The sequence below is a fragment of the Pseudomonas sp. DR48 genome (genome assembly GCF_019823085.1).
Lineage (GTDB): Bacteria > Pseudomonadota > Gammaproteobacteria > Pseudomonadales > Pseudomonadaceae > Aquipseudomonas.
Genome location: NZ_CP081946.1, coordinates 3333770 through 3349064 on the forward strand (window position 1 = coordinate 3333770; position 15295 = coordinate 3349064).

Here is a 15295-nt window from a genome sequence, read left to right on the forward strand (position 1 = left end):
GTCCTTTGGAGTTGATGCTATGCGTAAGTCTGTTCTGCTGGTTGCTTCCTTTTCCACGATGGCGATGTTGCTCACTGGCTGCCAATCGAGCCTGACCGGTGACTCCTACTCCCGTGACGAAGCGCGTCGTGTACAGACCGTTCGCATGGGCACCATCGAATCGCTGCGTCCGGTCAAAATCGAAGGCACCAAGACCCCAATCGGCAGCGTTGCCGGTGCGGCGGTCGGTGGCGTTGGCGGTAGCGCCATCGGCGGCGGTCGCGGCAGCATCGTCGCAGCCGTTATCGGCGCCGTTGCCGGCGGCCTTGCAGGCTCGGCTGCCGAAGAAGGCCTGACCCGTACTCAAGGCGTCGAAATCACCGTTCGCGAAGACGATGGCAGCATGCGCGCCTACGTTCAGGAAGTTCAGCCAAACGAAGTGTTCCGTGTGGGCGAACGGGTGCGGATTGCCACTGTTAATGGGACTAGCCGCGTTTCGCACTAAGCGGGAACGAGCGGTAAAAGAAAACCCCGATCAGGTGACTGGTCGGGGTTTTGTTTTTTGAAGTGAGGATCAAACGGCGCTATTTCTAGACGTTGCAGGTGAGTTGAAATAGAAATGATGGGTTATAAATTTTCTTTCCGAGTATTTCTTCCAAGGAATTAAGCTGCTCGTTCGTGAGGTTGTATCCCTCCCAGCCTTGTTGATCCGCTTTCCATCCCATAATTGCTTTTAATTCTTTTTCGTAGCCGTTCGGTAACTCTTCTTCGAATGCGAGGAGTTCGGTTTTTTTATCAAATGCCTCTATAACGTAAATCATGGTTCTACTTTCCTAGTGTTATCCGCTGGTTTGGTCTGCTCGCCAGTAGTCGGATCATATTCACCGAGATGACGGCCACGTTTGTCGTACATCTCGACAGCCCCATGCTGTGCGTCCCATTCAAAAATTTTCCCATTTGGAGTTTTCCAGCGTTTTCTAAGGCCGCCACCACCTTTAATTGGGGTCTTACGAGTTGCTCTCGTAGCATCGGGAAAAGCGGTCAGTCCCTTTGGCGCCGGATAATATTTGTGGTTAGGAACACTGACCACAATATAAACCGGCAAAATCCCCGACCCCACCGGAAACACAAGAATGAAATCTTTGTAATCAGGCGGATAAACCGGATCGACGATCATGCTGTCAGCCTGTTTCGTCGGCGGATAAACCCAAACATGCGGCGCTTGCGGTGCAGCTTCCAGTGCTGGAATACCGAGGATGTCCGAACCATCCACTGCCGGTGTCCAGATCAGTTCAACGCCATCTCCCAGATCCGCCACCTGCTGACTGCCGCGCAATGTGAACTGCACAACATCAACCATTTCCCAATCGCGGTTCTTGCCGGTATAGAAGCCGTAACCCTTGAGACTGCCGTCAGCGTGTTGCTCGACCTGTAGACGAACGCGGGTTCTGGCCTGTTTCAGGGCGCGTAGTTGATCTTCGTTATAGAGCGCGCTGTCGCCCAGGCCAGGCGTCCAGAACAGTGCGACCACGGTGGCCAATGCGGCGGTTCCAGCAGCGCCAATTGCGGCGACTGGAGCAGAGAGCACGGGGGCGCTCAGTGCAAGTCGGCCAATGCCGAGCGAGAGGGTGCTGCCGCTGATGGTTTCGAGGTTCAGCAGCCCGGCATTGTCTTTTTCGCGGGCGCCGAGCCAGGCGATTTCGCCGTAGTCCTTGAGGCTGTCGGTGGGCACCATGCCCGAAGGATTCGAGTAGTCAATGATGGCATCCGGCAGATTGCAGGACTTGGCGAAGACACAGCCCGCGCGAACGGGCTCAGGCTTTTTCGCGGAGACCCCGCGACTGCGCTCGAAGGCGTCTTGCCTGGCGAGCATGGCGTCATAAGCGTTCTGTCGGGCCTCTCGTCCGGCCAGTTCGGTGGCCGTCATGAAGCGGTGAGTGACGTGATGTCCGTCGCCGGACGGTGGGTTCTGAACCCTGGGGACTTCCTTGTTGCCAGCCACTGATCTTCCTTGCGTTCGTACGTCGACAGCCCTTTGAAAATGGGCTGTGCGACGTTAACGAACGAGGCTAATCGTGGCTGTAGGACGAATCCTGAATGTCGTTAAGAGTGTTCTCTAACGTTCAGGATTGCAGCGCAGTGCGCTTGCGGCTCGCCGCCGCCGTTACCGCATAACCGATCAAGGCGGCCAGAATCGAACCGGTCAAAATCCCCATCCGGTCCATCCCGGCGTACTCGCTGACGCCCGGCTCAAACGCCAGGGAGCCGACAAACAGGCTCATGGTGAAACCGATCCCGCAAAGGATCGCCACGCCTAGCACCTGGCCCCAATTGGCACCTTGGGGCAGGGCGGCGATGCCGATTTTCACCGCCAGCCAGGTCAGGCCGAACACACCCAGCGTCTTGCCCAACAGCAGGCCAACCGCGATGCCCATCGGCACATGGTGAGTGAAGCTCTCAGCGGTCACGCCGCTCAGGGACAGGCCGGCGTTGGCGAAGGCGAACAGCGGCAGGATGCCATAGGCCACCCACGGATGCAGGGCGTGCTCGAGGGTCAGCAGCGGCGACGGCTCGGCGTTTTTCGTGCGCAATGGAATGCAGAACGCCAGAGTCACGCCGGCCAGTGTCGCGTGGACACCGCTCTTGAGTACGCAGACCCAGAGGATCAATCCGATGATCATGTAGGGCCCGAGCTTGACCACGCCGAGCCGGTTCATCGCGATCAATGCCACGATGCACGCCGCGGCCAACGACAGTGAAAGGGTCGACAGCGCGCCGGAATAGAAGATCGCAATGACGATGATGGCGCCCAGGTCGTCGATGATCGCCAGCGTCATCAGGAACAGTTTCAGCGATACCGGCACGCGCTTGCCCAGCAGGGCGAGGACGCCTAGGGCAAAGGCGATGTCGGTGGCCATCGGGATGGCCCAGCCACTCAGGGCGGCAGGATTGTCACGGTTGAGAAACCAGTACAGCAACGCCGGCACCACCATGCCACCAATCGCTGCCGCGCCGGGCAGGACGATTTGCGAAGGTTTCGACAGCTGGCCGTCGAGGACTTCGCGCTTCACTTCGAGGCCGATCAGCAGGAAGAACAAGGCCATCAGGCCGTCGTTGATCCACAGCAGCGCCGGTTTGGCGATTTGCAGCGCGCCGATCTGAGCCACGACCGGCGTGTCCAGAAAGCTGCTGTAAAGCCACGACAGCGGGGAATTGTTGATGATCAAAGCCAGGGCTGCGGCGGCGATCAGTAACAGACCGCTGGCAGCTTCCAACTGAAAGAAACGCGTGAAAGTGCTACGCAGAGGCAAGGTCGCTCTCCATCGATAAATTCAAAAGGTGGCACACCCTAACCCGTACCGTTAGTTGTTAAAACAAAAGTTATATTCTTTTTTGTTATATGTCGTTACAACGTCAAAGGAGTCACGGACCAGAGCCTAGCAGTTGCCGGACGTATTGGGTCTCAGCTGTATCTGTGCGTGCTGTGGGATTTTTCCTAAGCTTGTTAGCTGAGCCTTGCAACAAGGCCGACCTGACGAGAAAAACCATCATGAACGACAACCGCCAGTGGGCCCGCGAAGCCATCCGGATCATTGAAGCCGATTTCCAGCGCAGCGCCGACACGCACCTGATCCCTCTGCCGCTGCCGGGTTTGCCGGGCATCGAGTTGTATTTCAAGGATGAGTCCAGCCATCCCACCGGCAGCCTCAAACACCGCCTGGCCCGCTCGTTGTTTCTTTATGCGTTGTGTAACGGCTGGCTAAAACCTGGCGCCCCGGTGATCGAAGCGTCCAGTGGTTCGACGGCGATTTCAGAGGCGTACTTCGCCCGATTGCTGGGCTTGCCGTTCATTGCCGTTATGCCGGCAACCACCTCCCGGGAGAAAATCGCGCAGATCGCTTTCTATGGCGGCAAGAGTCACCTGGTTGATGATCCGACACAGATCTACGCCGAGTCCGAGCGCCTGGCGCGTGAGCATGACGGGCATTTCGTCGATCAGTTCACCTACGCCGAGCGCGCCACCGACTGGCGCGCGAACAACAACATCGCCGAGTCGATCTTCCAGCAAATGCGCTTCGAGCAGCACCCCGAGCCGAGCTGGTTGATTTCCAGCCCCGGCACTGGCGGTACCACCGCCACGCTGGGGCGCTACGTGCGTTATCGCCAGCATTGCACCCGCGTACTGTGCGCCGACGCCGAACGTTCTGTGTTCTTCGATTACTACCAGACCGGCGATGCTACGCTGCGGCTGGATCATGGTTCGCGGATCGAAGGCATTGGCCGGCCTAGGGTCGAAGCGTCGTTCCTGCCCAAGGTGATCGATGCGATGGTCAAGGTGCCGGATGCGTTGTCACTGGCCGCCATGCATTACCTGGCTCAGCGCTTGGGTCGTCGGGTCGGCGGGTCGAGCGGCACCAACCTGATCGGCGCCTTGATGGCGGCGCAACAGATGGTGGCGGCGGGGGAGTCGGGGTCGATCGTGGCGATTCTGTGTGACGGCGGCGAGCGTTATGAGACCAGTTATTACGACCAGGACTGGCTCAAGGCTCAGGGGTATGAGTTGAGTGGGTTGATGGCTGCGGTGGCAGCAACGGTCGAGCGCGGCGAGCCGCTGCCAGACACCGTACTACGCGCCAATATCTGACCCGATGATCGTTCCCACGCTCTGCGTGGGAATGCCTCACCGGACGCTCTGCGTCCTCTTTTGGGACGCGGAGCGTCCCTGGCTGCATTCCCACGCGGAGCGTGGGAACGATCATCTCGGGATCAGGCTTCGAGGCCGAGGATATCTCGGGCCACCGCTTCAGCAATCCGAATCCCGTCGACACCCGCCGACAGAATCCCGCCTGCATAACCCGCGCCTTCACCCGCCGGGAACAAGCCCTTCACGTTCAGGCTCTGCATCGATTCGTTGCGGGTGATGCGCAGCGGAGACGAGGTACGCGTCTCGATCCCGGTCAACACCGCATCATGCAGCGAATAACCGCGAATCTGCTTTTCGAAGGCCGGCAACGCTTCGCGAATGGCTTCGATGGCAAACGCCGGCAAGGCCAGCGCCAGATCACCCAAGGCAACGCCGGGTTTGTAGGAAGGTTCGACACTGCCCAACTCGGTGGAAGGCTTGCCCGCAATAAAGTCGCCGACCAGTTGCGCCGGCGCTTGGTAATTGCTGCCGCCCAGCACATAGGCGTGGGATTCCAGGCGCTCCTGCAACTCGATACCGGCCAGCGGACCGCCCGGATAATCGACTTCCGGGGTGATCCCGACGACGATCCCGGAGTTGGCGTTGCGCTCGTTGCGCGAATACTGGCTCATGCCGTTGGTGACCACGCGGCCCGGCTCCGAGGTCGCTGCGACCACGGTACCGCCCGGGCACATGCAGAAGCTGTAGACCGAACGACCATTTTTGGCGTGGTGCACCAGTTTGTAGTCGGCCGCGCCGAGTTTCGGGTGACCGGCGTACTTGCCCAGACGAGCGCGGTCGATCAGCGATTGCGGGTGTTCGATGCGGAAACCCACCGAGAATGGCTTGGCTTCCATGTACACGCCACGGCCATGCAGCATGCGGAACGTGTCCCGGGCGCTGTGACCGAGGGCCAGAATCACATGCCTGGAGTGAATCTGCTCGCCGCCATCCAGCTCGACGCCGACCAGTTGGCCGTCCTCGATCAACACGTCGGTGACGCGCTGCTGGAAGCGCACTTCGCCACCCAGGGCGCGAATCTGCTCACGCATGTTTTCCACAACGCCGGTCAGGCGGAATGTACCGATGTGCGGCTTGCTGACGTAAAGGATTTCTTCCGGCGCACCGGCCTTGACGAACTCGTGCAGGACCTTGCGACCGATGAATTTCGGGTCCTTGATCTGGCTGTAGAGCTTGCCGTCAGAGAATGTCCCCGCGCCGCCTTCACCAAATTGGACGTTGGATTCCGGGTTGAGCACGCTTTTGCGCCACAGGCCCCAGGTGTCCTTGGTGCGCTGGCGCACTTCGGTGCCGCGCTCGAGGATGATCGGCTTGAAGCCCATTTGCGCCAGGATCAGTCCGGCGAAAATCCCGCACGGCCCGAAGCCGACGACGACCGGGCGTTGTTGCAGATCGGCTGGTGCCTGGCCGACGACTTTGTAGCTGACATCCGGCGCTACGTTGACGTTACGGTCATCGGCGAACTTGTGCAGCAGCGCGGCCTCATCCTTGGCGGTGAGGTCGATGGTGTAGATGAAGCACAGTTCGGAGGATTTTTTGCGCGCATCGTAGCTGCGCTTGAACAAGGTGAAATCGAGCAGGTCATCATTGGCGATGCCCAGGCGCTGCACGATGGCAGGGCGCAGGTCTTCATCGGGATGGTCGATCGGCAGCTTGAGTTCGGTGATTCGTAACATGACAGGATCCGGTTCGCGGGGCGCACAACTGCGCCAAGGCGTTTGAAGCCCGCGATTATAAGCCTCAAAGGATGATTCCAGTGAGGCTAAAACGATCAGTCGTTACGCGATCCGCCGAAATACCCGCAGCCGCGCTGCACCTGGCCATTGATGCGCAGTTCGGCGCTCATGTGGTTGATGGCGCCGGTGGTGCTGTCGACGCAACGTTGCGGCGCGACCCACAGTTCGATGTGCTGGTTATTGGCTTCGGTGCTGAGGTTGAAACGGCCATCGCCCAGTTGTTCTTCAACATAAGGCACGGCGAGTGGAGGTTGGCCTGCGCGGTCGATGACCATGCCCTTGCCGCTGACCTTGACGTTCCACTCGGGCGTGTGGCCGGCGGCGCGCAGGATCAGCAGTTTGAAATTGGGGTCGTCGCACGCGGTGCCCGAGCGCTCGACGCGGTACAACTGTTCGAGATCGAAGCGACTACCGTCAATCCGGCCGCGCACGTCGGCAAACAGCTGGCCATGAGCATCGGCCAGGCTTGCGGCCTCTTGCAGGATGCTGGTGCCGCCAGTGTCGTTGACCACCAGGCTGCGCTGTTCATTGCACGGCTGGAACAGCAGCTTGCCGTCCGCCGCCGTCAACTGCCCTTGCAGGCGGGTCTGGCCCACGTGAGAGGCACTTTCACGCGAGCCATCAAACAATTGGCAGGCGGCAAACAACGGCAGCAGGGCGATAAGGACTAAGGAACGGGCAACACGCATCTTCGGTTCTCCAGACAAGTGCCGCCACGTTACGCAGCCTGACCGTTCATCACAAGGGTTTAGCCCACGTGAAAGGTCTGACCTGTTTGCAGGCCTTCCACACTTTTGGCGTAGGCCAAAGCCACATCCACCGCAGGAACCGGCTTGTAGCCCCGGAAGTACGGCGCGTAACTGCCCATCGCTTCGACCAGCACGGTCGGGCTGATCGAGTTCACCCGCAGGCCCCGAGGCAGTTCGATCGCCGCCGCTCGCACAAAGCTGTCCAGCGCGCCATTGACCAGTGCCGCCGAGGCGCCGCTGCGAATCGGGTCGTGGCTGAGCACGCCGGTGGTGAACGTAAACGACGCGCCGTCATTGGCGAATTCGCGGCCGATCAGCAGCAGGTTGACCTGGCCCATCAGCTTGTCTTTCAAGCCCAGCGCGAAGCTTTCTTCGGTCATTTCATCCAGTGGCGCGAAGGTGACATTGCCGGCGGCGCAGACCAGGGCATCGAACTTTCCGGTCTTTTCGAACAGCTTGCGGATCGATGCGCTGTCGCTGATATCAACCTGCAAGTCGCCGCTTTTACGGCCGATGCGGATGACTTCGTGACGCTGGGACAATTCCTTGTCGACGGCCGAACCGATGGTGCCGCCTGCGCCTATCAAAAGAATTTTCATCGTGCTGTTCCTCGAAGTGGTTGAACGAGGTTGAAGTCTAGAGTGGTTTTTTCCATTGATAAGCGCGCTAATAGGCAACCTTTGGTTTTCAAATGGAAACAATCCATGAGCGAGATGGATGACCTGGCGGCATTTGCGGTGTTGATCGAAGCGGGGAGTTTTACCTTGGCGGCGCAACAATTGGGTTGCAGCAAAGGGCAGCTGTCCAAGCGCATCAGCTTGCTGGAATCGCGCTTTTCCGTGGTTTTGCTGCAACGCACCACGCGTCGCTTGAGCCTGACCGCGGCGGGTGCGGCGTTGTTGCCGCAGGCTCAGGCATTGGTGGTTCAGGTCGAAAAGGCCCGCCAGGCATTGGCGCGGTTGAAGGACGACATGGCGGGGCCGGTGCGCATGACGGTTCCGGTTTCACTGGGCGAAACCTTCTTCGATGGGCTGCTGCTGGAGTTTTCCGGCCAATACCCCGAGGTGCAGATTGAGCTGGACCTGAGCAACAACTACCGGGATTTGTCCCGCGACGGTTTTGACCTGGCGATCCGCTCTGATGTGAACAACGACGACCGCTTGGTGGCGCGTCCGTTATTGGCCTGGCACGAGATGACCTGTGCCAGTCCGGCCTACCTCGCACAATTCGGCGAACCGCAGACGCCACAGGCGTTGGCTGACCATCGCTGCCTGCTCAACAGCCATTACAGTGGTCGCGAAGAATGGCTTTACCACCAACAGCACGAGTTGATGCGAGTGCGGGTTAGCGGCCCGTTCGCCAGCAATCACTACAGCCTGTTGAAAAAAGCCGCGCTGGCGGGCGCCGGCATTGCGCGGTTGCCGTCTTACCTGTTGCAGGCGGAATTGGCGGACGGTCGACTGCGCTGGCTCCTGCGCGATTATCAGACTCGAAGCATGCCGATGTACCTGGTGCACGCCTATCAGGGCGGTCTGCCGAAACGTACGCAAGTGCTGGCGGATTACCTGATCGACTGGTTCAAGCGCAGCGGCGAGGCACTGGATCGGCTTCAGCGATAACGCTTGGCGATCAGGTGATCGATCGACAGTTTGCCCGGCCCGGTCGTCATCAGGTACAGCAACACCGCCGCCCAAGTGCCATGAGTCGGGTAAGCATCGGGGTACACGAACAGTTGAATGGTCAGGGTCATGCCCAGCAACGCCAGGGCCGAAAAACGGGTGGCGAAGCCGATCAGGATCAGGATCGGGAAGAAGTGCTCGGCAAAGGCTGCCAGATGCGCCGCCAGTTCCGGTGACAGCAACGGCACGTGGTATTCGCTCTGGAATAGCGGGATGGTCGAGTCCGCCAGACGCGGAACACCCAGTTGAAAGGAACCGTCGAACAGGTCGATGGCCAAGCCTTCGACCTTGGTTTGCCCGGATTTCCAGAACACCGCGGCGATAGAGAAACGCGCGATAAAGGCGATCAGGCTGCGAGGGATCTTCTCCAGCAATACGATGGCGCGGTCGATGGGGTTCAGTGATTCAGTCCGAATGTTCATGGCAATACCTTGTTTTTGTGTAAGTGGGTGATGGCGTTGCGGCTGATCAGCAGCGCCAGGGTCTGGCCAAGGTCGAAGGCCGGGGCGGCTTCCAGTGCCTGCATGAGTGACTGGCCGTTTTGCAGGTGTTGAATGAACACGCTCGCCCCGTGGTCAATGGCGAAGACTTCGACTTCCAGGCCGTTGCGCAACACCAAGGCGTGTTGCCCGAGGTTCAGATCAATCCCTGCCAGCGTTGCTTGCTGTTGATGCGCATGATGCGCAGCCCAGATCGCGACCACGGCAAAGGCTGAACTCAACAGGTGCAGTGAGGGATGAAGTGTGACGGTGAGGTCGCTCAGGCCTTGCGGGTCGGCGAGTGCGGCAGCGATCCGTTCAGGGTCCAGGGGGGGCGCATCGGCGGCGTGATAAGCCATGACGCGCAGGCGCTCCAATCGGGCGATGTCAGCCAGATACGGCACGCTGGCGGCAGGCGCAAAGCCTTCGATGAACGTCGCCAGATCGTGGCCATAGCTGTTCATCATCGGGCTCGTCGGCGGGCTCTCTTGCACATGAATTCCGGCCATGGCCCTGAAGAACTCGTCGCCCACCAACTGCTGGACCATGGGGTAACTGTCGGCCAGCGCGTTGATCAACGAACTTTGCACATTGTTGCGATACACCGCGAAGCGGCTGGCTGGATCGGCGCCATTGGCGCTGATCAATCCGTCAGGGCAGGGCCGTTGCGGATCGAGCAGGGCGGCAGCGAAATCGGCTTGGCTGCTCATGACCAGACTCCGACGCACTGCAACAGCCTGTCAGCCTGACGCACTTCGGCGTGCAACACGTTGAAGACTGGCAGTTGGTTGTCGCGCTCGATCAGCGTCGCCACCGGGCCCACTCGCTCGAGCACCTGTCTGTATAGCGCCCACACGGCGTTGTCGATGGGCGCACCGTGATCATCGATCAGTAGACGGTCACCGAGGTCGTCGGTGTCTTCGGCAAACCCTGCCAGATGAAGCTCGCCCACGGCGTGAAGGGGCAGGGCGTCGATATAGGCCAAAGGATCGCGTTGATGATTGATGCTCGAAACGTAGACGTTGTTCACGTCCAGCAGCAACCCGCAGCCTGTGCGGTTGATGACTTCGCGGATGAAGTCGGCTTCATCGATCGTCGAGCGCTCGAACGCCAGATACGTCGCCGGATTCTCCAGCAACATCGGGCGTTTAAGCGTGGTCTGCACCTGATCGATGTGCTCGCAGACGCGGTTCAGCGTCGGCGTGTCATAGGCCAATGGCAACAGGTCATTGAGAAACACCGGGCCGTGGCTGGACCAGGCCAGGTGTTCGGAAAAGGCGTGGGGTTGATAACGTTCGATCAGCCTGGCCAGGCGTTGCAGGTGCTGGATGTCCAGCGGACCTTCGGCGCCGATGGACAAGCCAACGCCATGCAACGACAGCGGATACTGCTCGCGGATCAACCCCAGGTAATGATGAAAAGGACCGCCGGCTACCATGTAGTTTTCGGCGTGTACCTCGAAGAAACCGATGTCCGGTTGTGAACCGAGCACTTCACGAAAGTGCTCGGTCTTGAGCCCCAGCCCGGCGCGAGGCGGGAGCCCGAACGGTGAATTGTTCATGGTCGACACTCAGGCTGGGAACGGATCAGGCTTTGGTTTTGAACGCTTCGATCTGACCGAAACCGGTCGACGAAGTCTTGCTCTCGGTGGTGGTGCAGGTGCCTTTAGGGACGAGTTTCCAGGCGTTGCTCTGGTAGTCGGTTTTCGACGTACCGGCGCACGTGGTGCCGGCACCGGCGGCGCAATCGTTATGACCTTTCATGGCCACGCCGAAGCACTTTTCCATGTTGCTGTCGGCGGCCTGGACGGTGGAGACGGCGGCCATGCTCAGCGCGGAACCGAGGGCCAGAACGAGGGCGGTAGCGGACAGGGTGCGGGTGGTAGCAGTCATGATGTTTCTCCGAAAGTGAGCTTGAGTTGGCAAGCGTTTGTGCTTGCTTGCCTCACTAGAGGAACGTCATCGCGATGCGTTACAGCGCAATGCAAACTTTTTAAAAAAAACTCAAAGCACCCATGTCCCTGTGGGAGCGAGCTTCATCGTTAGAGGGTTTGTATCAGGCACAAAAAAACGGCCCGAAGGCCGTTTTCTGTTTACCGCAAAGGCTCAACCACCCAAGTACGCTTCACGTACTTTCGGATCTGTCAGCAGCGCTTCCCCGGTGCCGGTCATCACTACCCGGCCGTTCTCCAGAACGTAGGCGCGGTCAGCGATTTTCAGTGCCTGGTTGGCGTTCTGCTCCACCAGGAACACGGTCACACCATCCTTGCGCAGTTGTTCGATGATGTCGAAGATCTGCTGGATGATGATCGGTGCCAGGCCCAACGATGGCTCGTCGAGCAGCAGCAGTTTGGGTTTGCTCATCAGCGCACGGCCGATGGCGAGCATTTGCTGTTCGCCGCCGGACATGGTGCCGCCGCGTTGGGCGAAGCGCTCTTTCAGGCGTGGAAAAAGTCCGAGAACCTTGTCCATCTGTTCCTCATAGTCGCCCTTGTCGGTGAAGAATCCGCCCATGGCGAGGTTCTCTTCCACGGTCAGACGGGCAAATACCCGACGACCTTCCGGCACGACCGCGATGCTCTTGCGCATGATCTGCGACGAGTCCTGGCCGACGAGTTCCTCACCCATGTAACGGATGCTGCCGCTGTGGGCTTGCGGCGAACCGCAGAGGGTCATCAGCAGGGTCGACTTGCCGGCACCGTTGGCGCCGATCAGGGTCACAATCTCGCCCTGGCGGACTTCGACGTTGACGCTGTGCAGCGCCTGGATCTTGCCGTAGAAGGTGGAAACGTTTTCGAATTGCAGCATTTACGCTTCCCCCAGGTAGGCTTTGATCACTTCAGGATTGTCGCGGATCTGTTCCGGCGTGCCGTCGGCCAGAGGCGTGCCCTGGTTGATCACGACGATGTGGTCGGAAATGCTCATGACCAGTTTCATGTCGTGTTCGATCAACAGCACGGTGACGTTGTGCTCTTCACGCAGCACGCTGATCAGCGCCTTGAGGTCTTCGGTTTCCTTCGGGTTCAGGCCGGCGGCCGGTTCGTCGAGCATGAGGATGCGCGGGCGCGTCATCATGCAGCGAGCGATTTCCAGGCGGCGCTGCTGACCGTAGGCCAGGGTGCCGGCGGGACGGTTGGCGAACCCCTTGAGGTTGACCTTTTCCAGCCAGTACTCGGCGAACTCCATGGCTTCGCGTTCACTCTTGCGAAAGCCCGGGGTCTTGAACAGGCCCGCCAGGAAGTTGGTGTTCAGGTGACGGTGCTGGGCGATCAAGAGGTTCTCGACCGCTGTCATGTCCTTGAACAACCGCACGTTCTGGAAGGTGCGCACCACGCCTTTGAGGGCGATCTTGTGGCCGGGCAGGCCTTCGATCGGCTCACCGTCCAGCAGGATGCTGCCGCCGCTCGGTTTGTAGAAACCGGTCAGGCAGTTGAACACGGTGGTCTTGCCGGCGCCGTTGGGGCCGATCAATGCCACGACCTGTTTTTCCTTCACGCTCAGGGCTACGCCGTTGACCGCGAGCAGGCCGCCGAAGCGCATGCTCAGATTTTCTACTTTCAGGATCTCGCGGCTCATTTGCGCAGCTCCATGTGAGGACGTTGCATGGGCAGCAGACCTTGAGGACGCCAGATCATCATCAGCACCATCAAGGCGCCGAACATCAACATGCGGTATTCACTGAACTCACGCATCATTTCCGGCAACAGGATCATCACCGTGGCGGCGAGCACGACGCCCAGTTGCGAGCCCATGCCACCAAGTACCACGATGGCGAGGATGGTCGCCGATTCGATGAAGGTGAAGGACTCCGGTGTCACCAGGCCCTGACGCGCGGCGAAGAAGCTGCCGGCGAAACCGGCGAAGCACGCACCGAGGGTGAAGGCCGACAGCTTGATGACCGTTGGGTTGAGACCCAGCGCGCGGCAGGCGATCTCGTCTTCACGCAGCGCTTCCCAGGCACGGCCCAACGGCATGCGCAGCAAGCGGTTGATGACGAACAGGGCGAACAGCGACAACAACACCGCGATCAGGTAAAGGAAAATCACCTTGTTCACCGGGTTGTAGGTCAGGCCGAAGTACTCGTGGAAAGTCTGCAGGCCTTCCGCGGCGGTTTTATCGAAGGTCAGTCCGAAGAGTGTTGGCTTGGGAATGTTGCTGATGCCGTTCGGGCCGCCCGTGAGGTCGGTCAGGTTACGCAGGAACAGACGGATGATTTCACCGAAGCCCAACGTAACGATCGCCAGATAGTCACCGCGCAGACGCAGTACCGGGAAACCGAGCAGGAAGCCGAAGGTAGCCGCCATCAGGCCGGCAATCGGCAAGCAGATCCAGAAGCTCAGACCGTAGTAGTGCGACAGCAGCGCGTAGCTGTAGGCGCCGACGGCGTAGAAGCCGACATAACCAAGGTCGAGCAGGCCGGCCAGACCGACCACGATGTTCAAGCCCAGGCCGAGCATCACGTAGATCAACACCAGCGTTGCGATGTCCACCGCGCCGCGCGAGCCGAAGAACGGCCAGACCAGTGCACCGATGATCAACGCAATGATGATCCAGCGCTGAGTGGTCGGCAGGGTCAGGAAGTTACTGGCCTTGGCCGGCATCACCGGCAGGTTGGGCGAGGACTTCCAGGCCGAGCTGATCTGCTGGTCGAACAGCACCCGCAGGAACATCAGCACCGAGCACACGGCGATGGTGATCAACGTACCCGTGCTGGTGCCATGGACTTCGAGGTTGATACCGACGATGGTCAGTTTCAGACCGAGTACCGGGTAGGCCACGGCCCACACCAGCAAGGCGCTGAACAACGCCTGTTTAAGATTCCTAGTCATACTTTCTCAACCTCCGGACGGCCCAGCAGGCCGGTTGGCCGGAACAACAACACCAGAACCAATAGGCCGAACGCCACGACGTCCTTGTACTGGTCGCCGAAGATATCGGCACCAAAGGCTTCCGCCACACCCAGCACGATCCCGCCGAGCATGGCGCCGGGGATGCTACCGATGCCGCCCAATACTGCGGCGGTGAAGGCCTTGAGGCCGACGAGGAAACCGGCGTTCGGGTTGATCACGCCGTATTGCATGCTCAGGAGCACGGCCGCGATAGCCGCCAATGCGGCACCGATGACGAAGGTCAGGGCGATGATGTTGTTGGTGTTGATACCCAGCAGGTTGGCCATCTTGATGTCTTCGGCACAGGCGCGGCAGGCGCGACCCAGACGAGAGCGGGAGATGAACAGCGTGAGGCCGAGCATGGCGACCAGGGTCACCACGAACACCACGATTTGCATGTAGGAAATCAGCACTTCATGTGCGCCACCTGGCCCGATGGCGAAGTTGCCGGGGATCAGGTTGGGGATGGATTTGTCCTTGGAGTCTTGCGCCAGCAGAACCGTGTTCTGAAGGAAGATCGACATGCCGATGGCGGAAATCAGCGGGATCAGACGGTTGCTGCCGCGCAGGGGGCGGTAGGCAATTCGTTCGATGCTGTAGCCGTAGGCACTGGTCACGACGATGGTCGCGAGGAACGCGGCGGTCATCAACAGCGGAACACTGTCGAGTCCCATCATGGACAGGCCCGCGATGGCGATGAACGCCACGTAGGAACCGATCATGTACACCTCGCCGTGGGCGAAGTTGATCATTCCAATGATGCCGTAAACCATCGTATAGCCGATGGCGATCAGGGCATACGTGCTGCCAATGGTCAGGCCATTAACCAGCTGTTGGAAGAAGTGATAGATGTCAGGCATTACAGCGCTCCTAAAAACCTGATACGCATTTCACTGGTGGAGTCATTTTCCCGCTCGAGCCCCGTGGATCTGCATCCACTTCGAACGCGAGGTTTGCCAGCGAACCGCTGATGACGGTTTTGAGATTTTCAGGTGGGGAGACTGGCGGATCACGCCAGCGCGGCCCAATACGTTCGTAAAACAAAGCCCACGGCACGCCGTGGGCTTTGTTGGCAGTCAG

General features: G+C 59.7%; 17 protein-coding genes. 3 read left to right on the forward strand and 14 right to left on the reverse strand.

Going from position 1 to position 15295, the window contains the following annotated elements; translation table 11 throughout:
• Window positions 1-19: 19 nt before the first annotated feature.
• Window positions 20-484, forward strand: a complete 465-nt coding sequence (locus K5K95_RS15010) for a glycine zipper 2TM domain-containing protein (protein ID WP_222590050.1) — start codon at window positions 20-22, stop codon at window positions 482-484.
• Window positions 485-569: 85 nt separating this feature from the next.
• Here K5K95_RS15010 and K5K95_RS15015 read toward each other — a convergent pair whose 3' ends face one another.
• The 3 genes from K5K95_RS15015 to nhaA form a co-directional block, all read right to left on the reverse strand.
• Window positions 570-800, reverse strand: a complete 231-nt coding sequence (locus tag K5K95_RS15015; protein ID WP_222590051.1) for a hypothetical protein — start codon at window positions 798-800, stop codon at window positions 570-572.
• Window positions 797-1981, reverse strand: a complete 1185-nt coding sequence (locus K5K95_RS15020; RefSeq protein WP_222590052.1) for a colicin E3/pyocin S6 family cytotoxin — start codon at window positions 1979-1981, stop codon at window positions 797-799. The genes K5K95_RS15015 and K5K95_RS15020 overlap by 4 nt, the downstream gene beginning before the upstream one ends.
• Before the next feature lie 121 nt (window positions 1982-2102).
• Window positions 2103-3290 (reverse strand): Na+/H+ antiporter NhaA, encoded by a 1188-nt coding sequence (gene nhaA / locus K5K95_RS15025; protein ID WP_222590053.1) that lies wholly within the window; start codon window positions 3288-3290, stop codon window positions 2103-2105.
• Between the two features lie 236 nt (window positions 3291-3526).
• Between nhaA and K5K95_RS15030 the strand changes: the two genes are divergently transcribed.
• Window positions 3527-4624, forward strand: a complete 1098-nt coding sequence (locus K5K95_RS15030; RefSeq protein WP_222590348.1) for a PLP-dependent cysteine synthase family protein — start codon at window positions 3527-3529, stop codon at window positions 4622-4624.
• A 122-nt stretch (window positions 4625-4746) separates the two neighbouring features.
• Here K5K95_RS15030 and K5K95_RS15035 read toward each other — a convergent pair whose 3' ends face one another.
• The 3 genes from K5K95_RS15035 to K5K95_RS15045 form a co-directional block, all read right to left on the reverse strand.
• A complete protein-coding gene (locus tag K5K95_RS15035; RefSeq protein ID WP_090180911.1) occupies window positions 4747-6360 on the reverse strand; it encodes an NAD(P)/FAD-dependent oxidoreductase in 1614 nt (537 codons plus the stop codon).
• A 95-nt stretch (window positions 6361-6455) separates the two neighbouring features.
• Entirely contained in the window at window positions 6456-7109 is a 654-nt protein-coding gene (locus K5K95_RS15040) for a COG3650 family protein (protein WP_222590054.1), read from the reverse strand.
• Window positions 7110-7168: 59 nt separating this feature from the next.
• Entirely contained in the window at window positions 7169-7768 is a 600-nt protein-coding gene (locus tag K5K95_RS15045; protein ID WP_208671605.1) for a short chain dehydrogenase, read from the reverse strand.
• Window positions 7769-7873: 105 nt separating this feature from the next.
• Between K5K95_RS15045 and K5K95_RS15050 the strand changes: the two genes are divergently transcribed.
• Window positions 7874-8788, forward strand: coding sequence for a LysR family transcriptional regulator (locus tag K5K95_RS15050; RefSeq protein WP_222590055.1), 915 nt, complete (start codon window positions 7874-7876; stop codon window positions 8786-8788).
• Here K5K95_RS15050 and K5K95_RS15055 read toward each other — a convergent pair.
• The 8 genes from K5K95_RS15055 to livH form a co-directional block, all read right to left on the reverse strand.
• Entirely contained in the window at window positions 8779-9270 is a 492-nt protein-coding gene (locus K5K95_RS15055; RefSeq protein WP_222590056.1) for a DoxX family protein, read from the reverse strand. The genes K5K95_RS15050 and K5K95_RS15055 overlap by 10 nt on opposite strands.
• Window positions 9267-10037, reverse strand: coding sequence for a DUF2063 domain-containing protein (locus tag K5K95_RS15060; protein ID WP_222590057.1), 771 nt, complete (start codon window positions 10035-10037; stop codon window positions 9267-9269). Before K5K95_RS15060 ends, K5K95_RS15055 begins: the two co-directional genes overlap by 4 nt.
• On the reverse strand, window positions 10034-10888 hold the full coding sequence (locus K5K95_RS15065; RefSeq protein ID WP_222590058.1) for a DUF692 domain-containing protein: 855 nt from the start codon (window positions 10886-10888) through the stop codon (window positions 10034-10036). Before K5K95_RS15065 ends, K5K95_RS15060 begins: the two co-directional genes overlap by 4 nt.
• Window positions 10889-10913: 25 nt before the next feature.
• Window positions 10914-11219: a DUF2282 domain-containing protein gene (locus tag K5K95_RS15070; protein WP_222590059.1), complete on the reverse strand. Its 306-nt coding sequence runs from the start codon at window positions 11217-11219 to the stop codon at window positions 10914-10916.
• Between the two features lie 213 nt (window positions 11220-11432).
• Window positions 11433-12134 (reverse strand): ABC transporter ATP-binding protein, encoded by a 702-nt coding sequence (locus tag K5K95_RS15075; protein ID WP_222590060.1) that lies wholly within the window; start codon window positions 12132-12134, stop codon window positions 11433-11435.
• The gene (livG, locus tag K5K95_RS15080; RefSeq protein WP_090180937.1) at window positions 12135-12902 is read right to left on the reverse strand and encodes a high-affinity branched-chain amino acid ABC transporter ATP-binding protein LivG; all 768 of its coding nucleotides are present in this window, start codon (window positions 12900-12902) and stop codon (window positions 12135-12137) included.
• A complete protein-coding gene (locus tag K5K95_RS15085; protein WP_222590061.1) occupies window positions 12899-14155 on the reverse strand; it encodes a high-affinity branched-chain amino acid ABC transporter permease LivM in 1257 nt (418 codons plus the stop codon). Before K5K95_RS15085 ends, livG begins: the two co-directional genes overlap by 4 nt.
• The gene (gene livH, locus K5K95_RS15090) at window positions 14152-15075 is read right to left on the reverse strand and encodes a high-affinity branched-chain amino acid ABC transporter permease LivH (RefSeq protein ID WP_090180942.1); all 924 of its coding nucleotides are present in this window, start codon (window positions 15073-15075) and stop codon (window positions 14152-14154) included. The genes K5K95_RS15085 and livH overlap by 4 nt, the downstream gene beginning before the upstream one ends.
• Window positions 15076-15295: the final 220 nt, after the last annotated feature.